Source organism: Enterococcus sp. LJL128, from assembly GCF_056924295.1.
This window is the reverse complement of record NZ_JBXPBP010000008.1, coordinates 121,596-139,274: the sequence shown is the minus strand read 5'-3', so window position 1 is coordinate 139,274 and position 17,679 is coordinate 121,596. Positions and strand designations below refer to the sequence as shown.

Sequence of the window (17,679 nt, the reverse complement as noted above, 5' to 3'; positions counted from 1 at the left end):
ACCTGTGAAGTCTGATCTTGCTGATAAAAAACCAAAGCATTTTAAAAGAACAATTATTCGTTTGATACGCTATATGAATAAGCGGCTGGTGCCGATTATAATTGTTTGGATACTAGCGGTTACAGCGGTTATTGTTCAAGTACAAATACCTAAAATCTTAGGTGGTGCAACGACTGAAATATACAAAGGAGTGACTGAGGGGGCTGTTCAAATGCAGCAGGGAAAATCAATCACTTCACTGCCAATTGATTTTAATAAGATACGTACGATTATTTTAATAGTATTGGTAATGTATTTTACTTCAGCTTTATTTAATTTTTTGCAGCAGTTTATCATGACTCGTGTTTCTCAACATACGGTCGCTGAAATGAGGCAGGAACTAAAATGCAAAATGGATAGACTGCCTATATCCTATTACGACAATCACAGCAATGGAGATCTTATGTCTCGAGCGATTAATGATATGGACAACATCGCGGGAATGTTTCAACAAAATCTGACTCAGCTGATTACAAATACAGTAACATTTATCGGTATATTATTCATGATGCTGACGATTAGCTGGCAATTAACTTTGATTGCTCTTGCGACAATTCCAATGAGTTTAATTATTATAATGATTATTGTGCCGAGATCACAGAAAAACTTTACTGGACAACAGAAAACACTTGGATTATTGAACAATCAGGTAGAAGAAATTTATGGTGCTCATCTTATCGTCAAGAGTTTTAATCATGAGAGAGCCAATCTTGAAGCTTTTAATGTTGAAAATGAAAAGCTCTACCAATTTGGCTGGAAGGCGCAGTTTGTTTCGGCGATTATTATGCCGTTGATGAATTTTACCAAAAATTTGGGATACGTTTTTGTAGCTGTTTTTGGTGGAATTAAGGTTGCGAGCGGCGATCTTAGTCTTGGTAATGTCCAGGCATTTTTACAATATACAAATCAGTTTTCGCAGCCGCTTACGCAGATAGCAAGTTTAATAAGCATGGTTCAATCAACGATTGCTTCAGCTGAACGGATATTCGAGATTTTTGATGAGGAAGAGATGGAAGATAAACCATCTGGTCTTTTGGGAGTGGAAAATGGTTCTTATAAGGTCCAATTCAGCCATGTAGCATTTGGCTATACACCTAGTGAATTATTAATGAAGGATTTTAGTCTGGATGTGACTCAGGGTGAAATGATTGCCATTGTGGGACCTACTGGAGCTGGAAAAACGACATTAATCAATTTGCTGGAGCGATTCTATGATATCTCGGGTGGAAGTATAAAATATGAAGGAGTCGACATTAGAGACTTTGATAGAGATGAGCTACGTTCAAAATTTTCTATGGTGCTTCAGGAAACATGGCTTTTTACAGGAACTATTTATGACAATATTAAATATGGCAATAATCAGGCATCCGAGGAGGAGATTTTTCAAGCAGCTAAAGCTGCATACGTAGATGAGTTTGTCCACATGCTCCCTGAAGGATATCAGACAATTTTAAATGAAGAGGCGAGCAACATTTCCCAAGGGCAACGGCAGCTGATTACAATTGCCCGAGCATTTCTTGCAAATCCGGAAGTGCTTATACTCGATGAAGCAACTTCAAGTGTAGACACAAGAACTGAAATTCTTATTCAGCAGGCAATGAAAAAGCTGTTAAAGAATAGAACAAGTTTTGTAGTAGCACATCGCTTGTCAACCATTCGAGATGCAGATAATATTGTTGTAATGAATCAAGGTGCGTTAGTAGAAACAGGAACACATCAGGTGCTGATGAACAGAAATGGCTTTTATGCAGAGCTTTATAATAGTCAGTTTTTAGATTCGGCAATATAATGTTACAGTTCGTATTAACCTGACTCGACCAGCTGAGCAACATCTGTGATAATGAAAGCTTCTCAGCATTGATGAGAAGTGCTAATCAGTATTCAGCAATATCGAGAGGCTGTTTGATTAAACATTAGTCATTGATAAATAGCTGATATGTATGTTTATAAGGGTTAAAGCTAGTTTCTTAAGGATTAAAATAATTAAATCAAGGCAAATTAAAGAGGCTGCAGCGTAAATAATGATGTGATTACTAAAAGCGGTATTTTTCGGGTACAGCTTTTGGCGATTACATCATTTCCTCTTAATCTGTTTAATATATGTATGGAAGTCTTAGTGTTATGGTATTGCTTAGGTTAAGTCCGGATTTAAGTTTAAATATAGCTTTGTAAGTATTTTTTTGAGATAATTAAGCTATCTTTTAATGAGCTCCTAAAAGATAAATTTTTATACTGCTTTATCTGCTTTTTAACCAGAGAAAAGATTGAAAAAAGGAGAATGTAAATGAAAAAACCAAAAATTTACACAATGATTTTTAGCAGTGTTTATCCGCTTTATATTGAAAAAGCTGAGAGGAAAGGACGTTTAAAAGAAGAAGTAGATGAGATTATATTCTGGTTAACTGGCTATGATGAGTCCGGATTGCAGAAGCAGCTGCTGAATGAAGTAGATTTTGAAACTTTTTTTAAAGAGGCTCCTCAAATGAATCCCAATGTGGGGCTTATAACTGGTGTAATCTGTGGCTACCGAGTTGAAGATATTGAAGATGAACTGATGCAGAAAGTTCGTTATTTGGATAAGCTGATAGATGAACTGGCAAAAGGAAAAAAGATGGAAAAGATACTAAGAAAATAAATATTTTTGATGCAATGAAAACTAAGGCAATGATTAGCAGCTTCATAATGACAATCGAACCAAACGCAAATGAAGCGGAGGTTCGATTTTTTTATAGCTTCGTAACTGTTTTTATAAAAAACTACTTATGAAATTTTTACTTGAGCAAGAACAGATAAGTCTTTCAAAAAAATATAAGTAATTGAACTCTAGTAATTTTCATTTTTTCAGGTGAAATTATCAGAGAATAGCAACGTATTTATCGGCAATATGGAGAGAGAAAGAATAGTATATTCTTTTAATAGAGTTTTCCTATCTGAAACTTAATAGTTGTAGCTAATAGAAGAAGGTGATTATAATAGGCTTACAAATGAAATGAAAAGAGGAGAAGAAATGTCATACAAGGTAGATTTTAAAGAAGTATCAACCATTGGTTTAGAGAGTTCTGATGTAGCAGAGGCATTGGCTGGTCTTCGGGCAAATGAAGCAAGATATTTCTGGAATAAGTATAAGCATGATTTTGTGACTGTTCCTGCTGAAGAAGAGTTGGAAACGCTGAAGTGGATTGAGAAAATTTTATTGGAGCGTGAGTTGAAATTTCCTTATAAGCCTCTGGAGGTCTCAGGTTTTGAAACAGAAGGGACTCGTTTCGCTTATGTTTTTTATGAAAATGGACTCGTAGTTAATGTTATGTACGGACTGGCTGAAGATGGAAAACGTGCTGTCGGATTTAAACTATCTGAAGGAATGGATGTACCAGCTGAATTAGCAGAAAAATTTAAGTTTGCCCATCAAAAATCAGCATTGGCAGGCGTTATTCGAGGTTCCTATTTTGTTATAAAAGGCAGCTATTGATTGTTCTGTTTCGATTAGGTGTAAAAAAACAGTTATTGACAAACGCTTTCTTTTTTTGCTATAGTAGATGAAACAAATATTAAAACACAATGAGAAAGAAAGTAAGATTAAATTCTTTTCCAACAGAGAGTCTCGAAAGCTGAAAAGAGATGTGAGGCGTTTAATTTGAAAATGGCTTTTATAGTGGATCTTCTGAATGAGTAGGGAGATACGGGTTTGTTCCGTTAGCAAATAACAGTTTCCAATAATGGTTGGGTACTGATTGAGGCGGTTATTTGTGAAAATACCGCGAATTAAGGTGGTAACACATAATACTATGTCCTTAGATATCTTTGATGATGTCTAAGGACTTTTTTATTTAAAAATAGACTAATATTTAGCAAAGAAGGAGAGAAAAGAAATGACAACAATACCATTTCGTTATGATCAGGTAGGTAGTTTACTACGTCCGCAAGCCTTGAAAGATGCACGAGAAAAATTTAAAGAGGGGATCATTTCTAAAAAGGAACTAACACAAATAGAAGACCAGGAAATTATTAAAGTTATTGAGAAACAAAAGAAAATTGGCTTGCAGGCTGTAACAGATGGAGAGTTTAGAAGAAGATGGTGGCATTTGGATTTTATTGCCGGATTAGCTGGAATTACTGTATATGATTTTGAAACGACAGCTTTTGGTATCACAACAGAAGCTCAAGGGACGTATGTCAGCGGCAAATTGGCTTTTGATAAGAATCATCCATTTATAGAACATTTCAAATTTACCCAAAAGCACGCAGGTAAAACAATTGCCAAACAAACGATTCCAGGTCCCAATATGATTTATCTGGACTCTTTTATTCTATCTAAGCACTACCATGAAAATCCGGTATACAAAGAAAAGTCTGAATTTATTAAAGATTTAATCTCAACGTATAAAGAAGTTGTTCAGTCTTTTTATGATGCGGGCTGCCGTTATCTTCAATTAGATGACACCAGCTGGGGTGGTTTGTTTGATGAACGTTTCCGCGGATTAATTCAACAAAACGGCTATGAGCCGGATGAGTTAATTCAGGAATTTGGAGATATTACTGAGGCAATTTTAGTAGATAAGCCTGCAGATATGGCAGTAACGTTCCATTTCTGCAAGGGCAATTTCCAGTCTCATTGGCTGTACAATGGTTCATATGATACGATTGCAGAACGTTTATTGAAAATAGAACAGTTTGACGGCTTCTTTTTGGAATTTGATGATGAACGCTCCGGCAGCTTTGATCCTTTGAAAAATATAAAGAATCAGAGAATTGTTTTAGGGCTTGTTACAACAAAAACGCCGGAACTAGAGAATAAAAAGCAGCTGATTGAAAGAATTAACGAGGCGTCCCGCTTTGTTTCGCTAAACCAGCTGTGCTTAAGCCCTCAATGTGGGTTTTCTTCTACACATGAAGGGAATAAAGTATCTGAGGATGATCAGTGGGCAAAGCTTCAATTAGTTGTGGAAACAGCCAAAGATGTTTGGCCGGATGAATAGAAGGGGCATTGATATGACAACCATCATAGAAAGTGTAGAATTTCTAAAAAACCAAAGATGGGTTGATTTAACTCATGAAGTATCTACAGAAATTCCTTATTTTTCGTCTTTTAAACCATTAACTGAAAAAACATTATTTACAGTTGAACAGGATGGATTTTTGGCAAAGGAATACAGTATTGTCTCGCAATACGGAACACATATTGATGCGCCTGTTCATTTTGCTTCAGGGAAACGATTTTTAGAAGACTTGACTTTAAAGGAATTGGTTTTGCCATTAATAGTGATTCATAAAGAAAAAGAAGTTTTTGAAAATCACGATTATGCACTTACGGTTGAAGATATTTTAGCATTTGAGGAGAGCTATGGAAAAATTCCTGAGGGAAGCTTTGTTGCTTTTGCCAGCGGCTGGTCACAACGATGGAACAATCATGAAGCGTTTTATAATCGGGATGAATTAGGTCAGGCACATACGCCTGGCTGGTCTCTGGAAGCCTTGAAGTTTCTTCATTTAAAGCGGAACGTACTGGCGATTGGCCACGAGACGCTGGATACGGATACCGCAGTCGACTGTACTCGGAATCAGGATATCGTTGGAGAAAGATATTGGCTGACGCAAAATAAATTTCAGGTAGAGGTTTTAACGAATCTTTCTGAAGTGCCAGCGACCGGCTCTGTCATTTTTCTTGGGGTTCCTAAGATTAAAGGAGCACCTGGCTTCACAATACGGGCAGTTGCTATTGTACCTGACTAAACAAAAGAGAAAAGCTAGGGAAAGCAAGAATTATATTGTGCTTTTGCTAGTTTTTTTGTGCAGTTATTTTACTAATATCTAAGCGGTAAAATAAATTTTTTTCATTATATTTTGTTTTGTATTTAAAATATGCAGTTTTTTTTATATAAACCATTGCTTTTCTTTTTTTTATATGAATATAATTATAAATGAAAGTGTTTTCTTTCAAATGAACTAAGGAGGAAAGTAAGATGAAAAAAAGATTATTTGGGACAGCCATTGTTGGGTTAACGATGGCAGCTGGTTTTTGCGGTTCGCAGGAAGCGGCAGCAGTTCCGTCATTAGAGGTTGAACAGACTTATGTTCAGCCGGATGGCACAGCGTTTGCAGCAACCCAGTATGGGGATGAGTTTTTTAACTATGTTGCAGGAGAAGATGGCAGCGTTTATGTAAAAAAGGCAGATGATTATTGGTATTATCAGGTGAATGGACTAAGTAGAAGCAGCGTGGAAGCAAAAGTTGGTATTGATTCTAAGCCTAGCGGAACAGTAAATAAAACGGAAGTAGTTAAACAAGGTAATGGAGCTGCTGAAAGACAGCAGTTTAGTGATACATTGAGGACGCAACAGAACAAGGTGTTAAATAAGGAGCAGAATTTATTAGTAGTCCTCGTTGAATTTAATGATATAAAAATAAGTACGACAGAAGAGGAATGGCATCAAAAGATTTTTGGCTCGGATGGAAAAACCATGAAAAACTTTTTTTCAGAGCAGACAAATAAACGCATGGAAGTAAAGCCGGCAAAAGAGACGGCAGCGGTGAAAAATGGAATCTTGAAAGTTCAAATGGATCAGGAGCATCCCGACATGGGCAATGGATTTAATAGCTTTGAGCTGTCAGCAAATATTCTTCAGCGTATTAAGGATAAAGTTGATTTTTCTATATATGATAGGGATAAGAACAACTATATAGAGCCGGATGAGCTACATGTAATGTTTATTATCGCTGGATATGAACAAAGCTCAGGAAAGCATGGGAAATCGGTCTGGGGTCATAAAGGCTGGAGTAGTCATCTAACAACAGTCAATGGATTGAAATTTACTGATTTTACGATGTTTGGTGAAAAGATGAGATATAAAGATGAAGATGTTTCTTCATCAATTGGTGTAATTTGTCATGAATTTGGTCATGATATTGGCTTGCCGGATTTATATAACACGGAACAGGTAAATGGCGCTGCCGATGGGTATGGTGTGGGAATTGTCAGTTTAATGGCTCAAGGTGCTTGGGGAGCGGACAGGACTTTTAATGGTATGTATTGGGAGACTGATTTCTGGGGAAGTTCACCGGTTGGCTTAGATGCTTATTCTAAAATACAGCTAGGAGTTCCGTTTGAATCATTAGATCGGACATTGTTTTATGAAAAGGATGTAAAAGCAGTTTCTGCTGCGGATCCGACTATTCTGAAATTACAAAGTATTAATCCAAATGAATACTTTTTAATCGAAAATCGGCAAATGAATGGATTTGACAGAGGAATGTTTCGTTATACTGAAAACATTCCGGGAGGTATTCTGGTTTATCGGGTAAATACAACCTTTGGACAGAATCACGGGATTGGCCGCCAGCTTGTAACTGTACTGGAAGCTGACGAGGGTGTGCTCGGTTATTCAAGATACAATGCAAATCAGTCGTTTGGAAGCAACCCATTTTATTATATCGGAAATACATTGGATGGTGGAGTACAGCCTGTCAAAATAAGTCAAGAAACAACTCCATCGACTCAATTAGCAGACGGTCAGTTTTTAGGCACTCAATTTGAAATTTTATCTGAACCTGCAATGGCGATGAAGGTTAGAATTGGAAGTGCAGCTCAGCCGCCGGTCTCAGTAACTGGGGTCACATTAGCCCCTGTAAATCTGGAGTTATCTGTTGGAGAAAACCGTCAGTTTACCGCAACTGTTTCTCCAAGTAATGCCGCAAACAAAAAGGTCAGCTGGAGCAGCTCAAATACTGGAGTAGCAACTGTATCAAACACCGGTTTGGTTACTGCTAAAGCAGCAGGAAGTACAACTATTACAGTAGTAACAGAAGACGGCAGGAAAACTGCATCAAGTACTGTAACTGTCACTGCAGGCTCAATTCCAGTACAGGAGATTACTCTAAATAAAACAAGCACTATCATGGAAAAAGGAAAAACATTTAGATTCACAGCAACAATTAAACCAGCAGAGGCTTCCAATAAAGTAGTGGAATGGTCAAGCTCAGACAATAATGTGGCTACAGTTGGAACAGACGGTTTAGTTAAAGCCGGAAACAGTGGAACAGCCATTATTACAGCTACTTCAAAAGACAGTGGGAAAACAGCAGCTGCTGAAGTGGTAGTAGATGATCACGGGCAAATGTATGAAACAGCAACAGCAGTTGGTATTGGAACAGTTAATGGTATGCTGACTTACACAGGAGATCATGACTACTTCAAGTTTACAGCGCCTGAAGCAGGAAACTATATCTTTAAATCTGAAAGTGCTATTCATGTGCAGGGAGCACTTCATCGAGCACCAAGCTATGCAACATTAGGTGATGGTGATGTCCATAATCATGAGACAGATGGACAGTTTATGATTAAATGGAATTTTGCTAAAGGTGAAACCCTGTATCTATCTGTAATTCCTTGTAAGGGCAGCACAGGAGAATACAAGGTGAGTATTCAGCCAGAAACATTTGTAGAAAAGGTAACAGTCTCACCGGTTACCTTCAATTTGGAAAAGAAAGCGAAGCGTAAACTGACAGCAACTGTTTTGCCGGCTACAGCACCAAATAAAACTGTTCGTTGGACAAGCTCTGATGAAACAGTAGCCAAGGTGAGCGTAGACGGTATGGTCGAAGCCGTTAATGAAGGAAAGGCAGTTATTACCGCTACAAGTGAAGACGGTGGGAAGGCAGCTAGCTCAGAAGTGACGGTGGACGATCATGGGAACAACTATGAAACAGCAACAGTTGTTGCTGTAGGAACGGTTCAGGGAAACCTGCTGCACAGCGGAGATCATGATTATTTCAAATTTACCGCACCAAAAGCCGGGAAATATATTTTTTGGTCTGAAAGTGATAACCATGTTCAAGGAGCGATTCATCGAGCACCTAATTATACTCCTTTAGGTGCAGGGGACGTTCACAATCATGATACAGACGGACAATTCCATATAGAATGGGATTTTGCTGAAGGAGAAACGCTATATCTGTCAGTTATTCCATGTAAAGGAAGTACAGGAGCATATAAAGTAACGATTCAGCCGGACAGCCTTGTGGATAGTGTAGCAATCTCACCAGCTTCTTTTAACTTGGAAAAGAAAGGGAAGCGCAAACTGACAGCAACGGTTCTGCCAAGTACAGTGCCTAATAAAAAAGTGCAGTGGACAAGCTCTGACGAAGCGGTGGCTAAGGTTAGCTCAGATGGTACCGTTGAAGCAGTTGGCGGTGGAAAAGCAATGATTACAGCAACAAGTGAAGACGGGGGAAGGACGGCTCACTCGGAGGTAACAGTTGATGATCATGGACATACCTACGAAACAGCAACAACTATCGGTCTAGGTACAATAAAAGGTCAACTGCTTCATAGCGGGGATCATGACTACTTCCGATTTATAGCACCAGAAGCAGGAACATATGTCTTTAGTTCAGCAAGCAGTGTTCATGTTCAGGGAGCGATTCATCGAGCACCCGGTTATACTCCTTTAGGTGCAGGGGACGTTCACAATCATGGAGGAGATGGACAATTTGCAATTGAATGGGCATTTACTAAAGGTGAGACACTTTATCTATCTGTTATTCCATGTAAAGGAAGTACAGGTGAATATAGTGTAACGGTTCAACCGAAAAAATAGAGTATAGCAATCAAAAAAGTTGAAGCAGAATTAGTAGGCTAAAATGAATAAGAGATAAGGGATGGAAATTGACTGTCAATTTTCATCCCTTATCATTTAGTTTAAAAGAAGTACCTTCTAATTTTTAAGATTGAAATGTGAAAAATAGTTAAAGCGTGTATTCCAATTGTCGGTCGAAAGGTTCCTTGATAAGATGATTGGCAGAAAATTCAACTGCATCGGTACAGCCTAAATGGGAATAAAAAGCGTAGGTTTCTACAGCAGAGTGACTGGAAATGTAGAGCTTATTCGCTTTTTTTGTACGGGCAAATGCTGCTGCATGCTGGAATAAAAGCTGTCCGATATGCTGACCCCGATAATCCTCGGAAACATGAAGAGAAGAAAGCTCCAGATAATGGTTTTGAGAGCCAAAAAGCTGACCTTCTACACTAACAAAACCTTTTAGCTTGTCAGCATCAAATGCGCCAAGTACTACACCATTGTTTTCAATTGTCTGTTTTAAATAGAAGCAAAGTTGTTGGAACTCCTTTTCTTACCATTCTTCAACAAAAGCAACAGGTTGAATTTGCCAGTTTTTATCTACCTTACGCCAGCATTGTGTTACTTTCTGATGACGAATAAAATGGCTAAATAATTCAGGTTCGATGATTGTTTTTGCTAATTTTCTATACTCCAAAAGAAAAGCCCCCTATCTGTTCTTCTGCTAAAGAGTGCCCTGAGCGGCTCATTTTTTTATTATATCATAAGCCATGAGCAATAGACGTTATAGCTACAAAATGGTCTGCAGAATCCTCATAGCTTGTAATATTTAAGCAGCAGTTAATGCTGGAACATTAAGCGGATAAATTGACAATAAAATTTATTTATAGCTAAAATGGCAGGATAACAGAGAGTGTGGTAAAAATATTCTAGCTCGAGAGTCTGGCAGGTACTGTTCAACATCAGCTTGTACCCTACTGTGTTTCACAGCAATATGAAGGACAATTCGAAAATTATTAAGAAACATTGCGAAGAAATTGAGAGATTGTGATTGATACCTACATAGAGCTGCTCGTATTTTTGGGACTATTCGGCTTATTTTCGAGAATTGCAACGTTTGGTATTTTAGTAGAGTGTTAAGTTCCTATAAGCTTCTTTACGTTTCTTTGTTCGTTTCAATCATGGAGGCACAAAAGTATCGATTATTTGGTTTTAGAGTCTGAGACACACTATTTTAGGGAAGCGGGGAAGGCATGAGAAAACAAATTAATAGTGGGGTTGCTGTTTCTAACCGTTGTTGCATTAGCTAGCTGTACAGAAAAACAGTCGATGACTTCAGGCGATAACTCGTCGGATCATTACTCAACACAAAGTTCTGCAGAGGAACTTGTTGAAACGACACTATCGAAAGTAGATCAACCTAGTTCAAGTAAGGAGGAGGAGACTATGCATTACGAAGCAGGAGCATTACTTCAAGCTGTAGCAGCTGGTGATTTAGAAAAGGTTCAACTGATTATTGGCGATTCTGACTACCAAATAGATGAAGTGAATGATAAAAAGGAAACCCCGTTATTGATTGCTGTTCATAACAATCAAATCGAAATAGCTGAACAGTTAATGGCAGCCGGGGCTGATATCAATCAACAAGATGAAATTCAAGATAGCCCATATTTATATGCCGGAGCACAAGGTCGTACAGAGATTCTGAAATATATGCTTGAGAATGAGGAACCAAATCAAGCCGTTGTAAATAGATTCGGCGGCAATGCATTGATACCGGCTGCTGAGAAAGGGCATCTTGAAAATGTTAAGCTGCTGTTGGCAGATGGACGGTCGGCTATTAACCATCAAAATAATTATGGGTATACGGCATTGATCGAAGCTGTTGGCTTAAGAGATGGATCAGAAGTTTATCAGCAAATTGTTGCTGAATTATTAAAATATGGTGCAGATAAAAATTTAAGGGATAATTACGGAAAAACAGCTGCAGATTATGCATTCGCTTTGGGGTATACACAAATTCTAGATTTACTAAGAGAAGAGTAACAGTTAGCTGTTTTCTGTATGTCTTAACAGACGAAACGGCTGTTAAGAATCAAGTAAAAAGGTAGCTTATTTGATTTTAAATGAGCGTGCGTTCACCGGTTAGATGAAGTGCGTAAGAGTAGGCATAAAGAAATCTTCTATTCCTAAAAGCTGAATAAACAGCGATTCAAAAACTGCTGCTTCGGAAATAAGCCAGACTATACTGGAAATGTGTGTAGAGCCATTTTCGTATAGTCTGGCTTATTTCTTGTTGGTCTAGCCTTATTTTTTAGTAGCTAAATATGATTGGAAAATTAAGCAAGGTGTGGTTGAAACTGCTCAAAATTTCATATATTGTCAATGACGAATCTGGTATAATGAGTAATGATTTGTAATTATTCAAATAAAAAATAAAAAAATTGATAATAAGAAAAATATAGCTTTTAACATGTAACCTTTGAGGATGCTAAAAGGTATTTATTATGAGGAGGACCCATGGATAAGGAACAGATGGGAACACTGGATCCAGAAGAGCTGTTGGAAAAATATGCCGACATGGTCTACCGGATTGCTTTTGTGCAGATGAAGCAGGCCAGCGATGCTGAAGATGTATTTCAGGAAGTATTTTTACGGTTAGTTAAGTACAGTCATACCCTAAAGAATGAAGAACATGCGAAGCACTGGCTGATTCGAGTAACAATTAACTGTTGTAAAAAGCAGTTTGACAATGCTTGGAACAGAAAAGTAATTGGTATGGATGAGGAAATGCTGGACAGGGAGTATGTAGCTAAGGATGATGATCAGGAGAATTTGATGGAGGCCTGTCTATCGCTGCCAGAAGGGCAGCGGACAGTTGTACATTTATTTTATTTTGAAGGCTATTCGGTTCGGGAAATTAGTGAACTGCTGGGTCATTCTGAATCAGCAGTCAAAACAAGACTTTCCAGGGCACGAGATGCTCTGCGTTTAAAACTGAAAGGAGACTATCTGGAATGAAAAATGAATATAGAAAACAGTTTGAACAGATTAAGGCTCCCAAAAGTTTAATCGAAAAAACAAGACTTGAAATGAGAAAACTGGAGCAGGAACAAAGCAATGAAATAGATGAAGTTAATAACGTGAAGCAGCAGTCAGTTGAAGGAAAAATTTTAACAAAGGATACAGAGTCTCACCACGAAAAGGAAAGAAAGAAACCAGCAATCTCTGTTGTTGTTCGATTAGGTGTTTTAGCAGCAGCTTTGTTGCTTGTGGTTGGCGGAGGCTATGGAATTTACCAATCTCAGAATAATCTATCGGTTGCCTCAATTGTCAGAGAATCAGATGGATCATTTGAAGCAGAACAAAATTTTGGTCAAGGAACAGGGCATAGTGAAAAAGATAATTTTGATATTAGTAAAGGCAGCAGTGAAAAGGTAATTCCACAATTTCTTAGGGAAACAAAGTCCAATAAAGTTCAAGGCATAGAGGTTTGGCTAGCCGAGGATGAAAATCACCTGTTTTATGCGGGCTATCAAAAAGAAGACCTGTACTACTATATCATTGGGAAAAATATTTCTAAAGAAGAGTTCATTACATTTGTTAAAGAGCGGCTGAAATAAAATCAAATTTATCGGTAACCTTTCCGGGAACTAAAAGGTATTACTGTTAGAAAGGTGAAAAAATGAAAAATAAGCTACTGGTAATGTTCGTTGGAATCATTTTTATACTGGGGGGATGTCAAAGTACACAAAAGAAAGCAGTAGATGAAGCTGGTACAGAAGTAAAAGCCGACAAGCTGGCCTCTGATGTGAAAAGCAAGTACGATGAGCGGGTCACCTACGCAGAAGAAAATCTGATGATTGAGCGTGATGAGTCAATCACAGTTGAATTGGCTTTTGATGTAGAGAAACTGGGCTATAAGAATGCGACAGAAATTGTAGAAATTTATCAGAATACAGATTTAACACAAAAAGTTTTGACGCAATATGAAATCAGTGAAAAGCTGGATGAAATTGTATTGAACCCGCCGCAATCAGCAGTTGGTGCTCTTTCCGCGTATTCAACAGAAATAAACAACCGTTCCTATGGCTATAAGAAAGATGATGCCTGGTTGTTTAAAAAAGAGAAGGACTGGGGAAATTTACAGAACTTGTATAAGGTTGTTTATGTCGATTTGGAGACAGGAGAGAAATTAAAGAAGCCTGAAGTGACGGTCATCTCTATTATTCATGAACTGGATCAAAAGATTCAGTTAAAAATGAAACTAAATGAACAAGGAGTGCCGGAATACTCATGGAACAAGGTTCCCGGTGCAGAATACTATCATCTCTTGCAGATGGATTATTCAAAAGAAAAAGGCTATTCCAGTGCTTTTGTTGTTGGAACATCGGAAGAAACAACCTTTGTTCAGGATAGTGTTACTCGTCTGCAAACTTTTTCAGTTTCTGAGGCGGGACGTCTTTCAGCAGCATCTATTGAGGAATATGGGGAGGGCGATGAACCCATTCCAAAAGAAACCTTTACAGATCAAAGGTTTATGGTTATTGCGGTAAGTAAAGAAGGAACTTCAGCGGTCAGTAATGGACTGGATCTAAAAGATATGGCAGCACGGATTCCGGCAATTCACGAGATGACTCTAAGTGATGATAGAGAAGGAAAGCGGAATGCTGAGACTATTGACGAGCTGCCTTCTTATCAATGGATAACAATGTGTGACGGGTATTTGGTACGACGTTTGGTTACTTATGATGTTGAAAAAACAGAGATTTTTAAGGAACATATACTGAGCTATGAAAAGCCGGATATGTCTGATGCTGTGGCAACTGGAACCATTGAACGACTATCCATACCATATACGATTGATGGCACAGGTTATACTGGTTTTGCCAGAGTTACTAATTTTGATAAAGAAAATTTTAAGAAGGATTTGTCAAAATTGGAAGAAAAACAGAGTCTTCTGCAGAAAAAAGCCGGGGCAAAAGAAGCCGATGTTGTTGGTGAACAGGAGGCTGAAAAATCGGAAAAAAAGCAGAAGGCCAGTAGCTCTGTCAGTAAAACAGAAGATAAGATTACCGCAAATAGTGCTCTTAGCGAGTATCTGGCAATCAACATGCTTTCCGGCAATCGAGTAATTGATTTAGAGAAATTTCCGGAGGCAGCGGTTCAGTCGCTTCTTTCGGATGCTTGGATGGAAGCTATCTATCAAAATCCGCTGATTTTAGGTGCAGATAGTGCAGCTGTTTCAAAAGATGGAAAAAGCTTGTTTGTGGAGTATAACATGGATATCGCTCAGATGAAAAAGCAGCAAAAGACTTTACGTTCTGAAGTTAAAAAGGTCATTGCAGAGATTATCACCGAGGATATGAGTGACTTGCAAAAGGAGTATGCAATCAACCAGTATCTATGCGATATTGCCGAGTACGATAACGCAGCGTTGGATAATGCTGCTGAAAATGAATTTTTAACTGTAGATGAAGCATTTAATGATTCATTTACGCCATATGGTGTGTTGATTAACAAAGTTGGCGTTTGCGCCAGTTATGCTGGAGCCTTCAAGCTATTAGCAGATGCCGCTGATTTAGAAGCGATTGTCGTAACAGGCTATCTAAATGGTGATTTGCCTCATGCCTGGAATAAGGTCAAGGTAAATGGTGAATGGAATGTTCTTGATTCTACGAATAATGATGATGAGTTGCTTGCGAATCCGTTATTAAACATATCCGGAAAGGCAGCCAGAAAGGTTCTTGTTGAAGACGACCGCTATGTGCTGGATAATTTTCTTACTAATTATGTGACAACTGAAGACGTTTCTGATAAAGAATTTTATCGTGTTGAGAACAGGTTCTATGAGGAAGAGAAAATTGCTGAGGAGTTGGCCCTAGCTCTACAGAAAGACAGTCGTACAGCGCTGCGGACCGTTTATGATTTAGACGATAAGGGGTTTAGTAGTATTACCAATAAGGTAATTGAAAAAACACAGAACGAAGAGATTCAAGGCTTTTACTGGATGGGTGTTATTTATATGGAGGACGGGAGTAAATCCGATAAGTAGACATTTAATCTGTACAAGTAGAGCTGCTAGAAAAAAGTTGAGTAAAATAAAAAGGTTGAAAAAGGACGTTGAAGGAAAACAAAAGCCGATAAACTTGAAGGAGTCAAGAACATTGTGCTTTTGAAAAGGTGAAGGGAGACGAGTAAACAAAAATGTTTCATGTCTCTGAATTATGTTAAAACCCAAGTGAAAGAACAAATAAGAATTCAGTGAGTTAAATTAGGTCATTAATGGGAGTAAATGATCTGATTAAGAGGAACAGATATTCTTAACGAGCAATTGAACCCTAACTCAGAAAGCTGCTGGTCAATCATAGCATGATTGACCAGCAGTTTTTTTGAATAAGGAGGGGGAGATTGAACACAAAATATTTTTAGACAGGTATTACGTCATACACTGTTGGTATTGTGATAAGAATTTTTGAGAAAAAACATAGAAATATTATAAGTATTCAATGAGAAATCTGGAATAATTTAACTATGTTTTTTCGTTCTATGAAGGAGTTTTCAGGCTTGTACAGATTGTTAGCTTAAGGTATCATCAAAATGTACTGAAATTTAAGGAGAGGTGTGTTTCTCATGTTTTACATCATAAAAGCTGGAACTCATTTTATGCGTTTGAGATATTCATAATTCCTTCTGTTTTGGATAAAAGCACTCCGAATCAGAAGAAAGACCGGAAGTAGCAGCTTCTGAAAAAATAAAAGAATCAGGGAGTGTTTTTTATGACGCAGCAAACGAATATAGATTTACCTCATTGGCGTAAGAACTTTAATTTGTTTCTTTCAGGACAATTTTTATCGGGCATTACAAGCATGATTGTACAGTATTCTATCATCTGGTATTTAACGAAAGCTACAGGATCTGCGACGATTCTCAGCTTTGCAACGTTGCTTGGAATGATTCCGATGGTTGTTTTGAGTCCTTTTGTTGGTCCTTTTGTCGATCGGATGAACAAGAAAACAGTGTTGATTGTTACAGATAGTATCGTTGCATTCTTTGCATTAATTTTAGCCGTTGTTGGAACTATTTCTGCTGATTTTCCACTTTGGCTGGTGTTTGTTTCACTATTTATACGGGCTGTTGCACAAACGTTTCAAATGCCAATTATTCAATCGATTATGCCGATGATGGTTCCAGAAGCAGAACTAACCAAAGTGAATGGTCAGTTGGGAATGGTTCAATCAGCTAATTATATTATAGCACCGGCCTTGGGAGCTTTTCTCTTCTCTATTATACCAATGAACTGGTTAATTTTACTGGATGTGTTAGGTGCGGTATTTGGTGTGGGGCTTTTACTATTCGTGAAAATTCCACGCGTTGTTTCTGAGGGCGAAACAATCCATTTACTGGCAGATACAAAGTTTGGTTTTAAAAAGCTGATCGAAAATAAAGGTCTTTGGTATATTACTGTTATTGGTTCCGTATTTACGCTTATTTTTATGCCTGCGGCCAGTATGTACCCGCTAATGACTATGCAGTATTTCAATGGAACTGTAGGTCAAGCAGGGCTAATTGAAGTAGTTTATGCTTTTGGCATGCTTGTCGGTGGTGCCGTGATTGGTATTTTTGGAAATTGGAAGGATCGAATGAAACCAGTGTTCTTATCCTATTTAGTCATCGGCATTACAATCGGGATGAGCGGCTTGCTGCCGGGAACAAATCGAGGGTTTATTCTATTTGTTATTTTGAATGCCGTTGCTGGCTTCGCTACCCCATACTTTAACACGCTGCTGATGGCAATGATTCAGCAAAGCTATGAGCCTAAGTACCTGGGACGAGTGATGGGCGTATTGAATTCTCTAATGAGTATTACAGGTCCTGTAGGACTGATTTTTGCTGGACCGATAGCTGATAAACTTGGTGTAGAAAAAATGTTTGTTATTGCTGGAGTTGGTACATTGATTTGCGGACTGATTAATTTTATGCTGCCGGCAGCTAGAAATTATGATAAAAAGCTGCAAGCAAAACTGGCAGAAAAACAAAAAATCAACGAGCAGGAGTAATAAGCCAG

Annotated in this window: 12 protein-coding genes, 1 pseudogene and 1 other annotated feature; of the genes and pseudogenes, 11 read left to right on the top strand and 2 right to left on the bottom strand. The window is 38.1% G+C overall.

The genetic code is table 11. The annotated features are described in order from the left end of the window. The first annotated feature begins 4 nt into the window (after positions 1-4). The 6 genes from AC1Z3K_RS11340 to AC1Z3K_RS11315 all read left to right on the top strand — a co-directional run bounded on the left by AC1Z3K_RS11340 (position 5) and on the right by AC1Z3K_RS11315 (position 9,632). Positions 5-1,828 carry an ABC transporter ATP-binding protein gene (locus AC1Z3K_RS11340; protein WP_461732788.1) on the top strand — a complete coding sequence of 608 codons (1,824 nt, stop codon included), beginning with the start codon at positions 5-7 and terminating at the stop codon, positions 1,826-1,828. Positions 1,829-2,323: 495 nt separating this feature from the next. Further along, complete coding sequence (locus AC1Z3K_RS11335; protein ID WP_426082318.1) at positions 2,324-2,674, top strand: DUF2200 domain-containing protein; 351 nt, start codon at positions 2,324-2,326, stop codon at positions 2,672-2,674. Positions 2,675-3,046: 372 nt separating this feature from the next. After that, complete coding sequence (locus tag AC1Z3K_RS11330; protein WP_461732781.1) at positions 3,047-3,508, top strand: phage tail protein; 462 nt, start codon at positions 3,047-3,049, stop codon at positions 3,506-3,508. Between the two features lie 80 nt (positions 3,509-3,588). Then, positions 3,589-3,835, top strand: a binding site (T-box leader). Positions 3,836-3,908: 73 nt separating this feature from the next. After that, positions 3,909-5,015 carry a 5-methyltetrahydropteroyltriglutamate--homocysteine S-methyltransferase gene (locus tag AC1Z3K_RS11325; RefSeq protein ID WP_461732780.1) on the top strand — a complete coding sequence of 369 codons (1,107 nt, stop codon included), beginning with the start codon at positions 3,909-3,911 and terminating at the stop codon, positions 5,013-5,015. 13 nt (positions 5,016-5,028) lie between these two features. Continuing rightward, on the top strand, positions 5,029-5,769 hold the full coding sequence (locus tag AC1Z3K_RS11320; RefSeq protein ID WP_461732779.1) for a cyclase family protein: 741 nt from the start codon (positions 5,029-5,031) through the stop codon (positions 5,767-5,769). A 230-nt stretch (positions 5,770-5,999) separates the two neighbouring features. Then, positions 6,000-9,632 carry an Ig-like domain-containing protein gene (locus AC1Z3K_RS11315; RefSeq protein WP_461732778.1) on the top strand — a complete coding sequence of 1,211 codons (3,633 nt, stop codon included), beginning with the start codon at positions 6,000-6,002 and terminating at the stop codon, positions 9,630-9,632. Between the two features lie 148 nt (positions 9,633-9,780). Here AC1Z3K_RS11315 and AC1Z3K_RS11310 read toward each other — a convergent pair. Then, positions 9,781-10,134, bottom strand: a pseudogene (locus AC1Z3K_RS11310) (GNAT family N-acetyltransferase); the annotation flags it as partial. Between the two features lie 30 nt (positions 10,135-10,164). Then, entirely contained in the window at positions 10,165-10,308 is a 144-nt protein-coding gene (locus tag AC1Z3K_RS11305; RefSeq protein ID WP_461732777.1) for a hypothetical protein, read from the bottom strand. 749 nt (positions 10,309-11,057) lie between these two features. On the opposite strand from AC1Z3K_RS11305, the gene AC1Z3K_RS11300 reads away from it, so the two are divergent. The 5 genes from AC1Z3K_RS11300 (at position 11,058) to AC1Z3K_RS11280 (ending at position 17,671) form a co-directional block, all read left to right on the top strand. Continuing rightward, complete coding sequence (locus AC1Z3K_RS11300; RefSeq protein WP_461732776.1) at positions 11,058-11,657, top strand: ankyrin repeat domain-containing protein; 600 nt, start codon at positions 11,058-11,060, stop codon at positions 11,655-11,657. Between the two features lie 474 nt (positions 11,658-12,131). Further along, entirely contained in the window at positions 12,132-12,632 is a 501-nt protein-coding gene (locus AC1Z3K_RS11295; protein WP_426082325.1) for an RNA polymerase sigma factor, read from the top strand. Further along, positions 12,629-13,234, top strand: a complete 606-nt coding sequence (locus tag AC1Z3K_RS11290) for a hypothetical protein (protein ID WP_461732775.1) — start codon at positions 12,629-12,631, stop codon at positions 13,232-13,234. Before AC1Z3K_RS11295 ends, AC1Z3K_RS11290 begins: the two co-directional genes overlap by 4 nt. 62 nt (positions 13,235-13,296) lie before the next feature. After that, the gene (locus AC1Z3K_RS11285; protein WP_461732774.1) at positions 13,297-15,666 is read left to right on the top strand and encodes a transglutaminase domain-containing protein; all 2,370 of its coding nucleotides are present in this window, start codon (positions 13,297-13,299) and stop codon (positions 15,664-15,666) included. Between the two features lie 724 nt (positions 15,667-16,390). After that, positions 16,391-17,671, top strand: coding sequence for an MFS transporter (locus tag AC1Z3K_RS11280; RefSeq protein WP_426082329.1), 1,281 nt, complete (start codon positions 16,391-16,393; stop codon positions 17,669-17,671). The last annotated feature ends 8 nt before the right edge of the window (positions 17,672-17,679 follow it).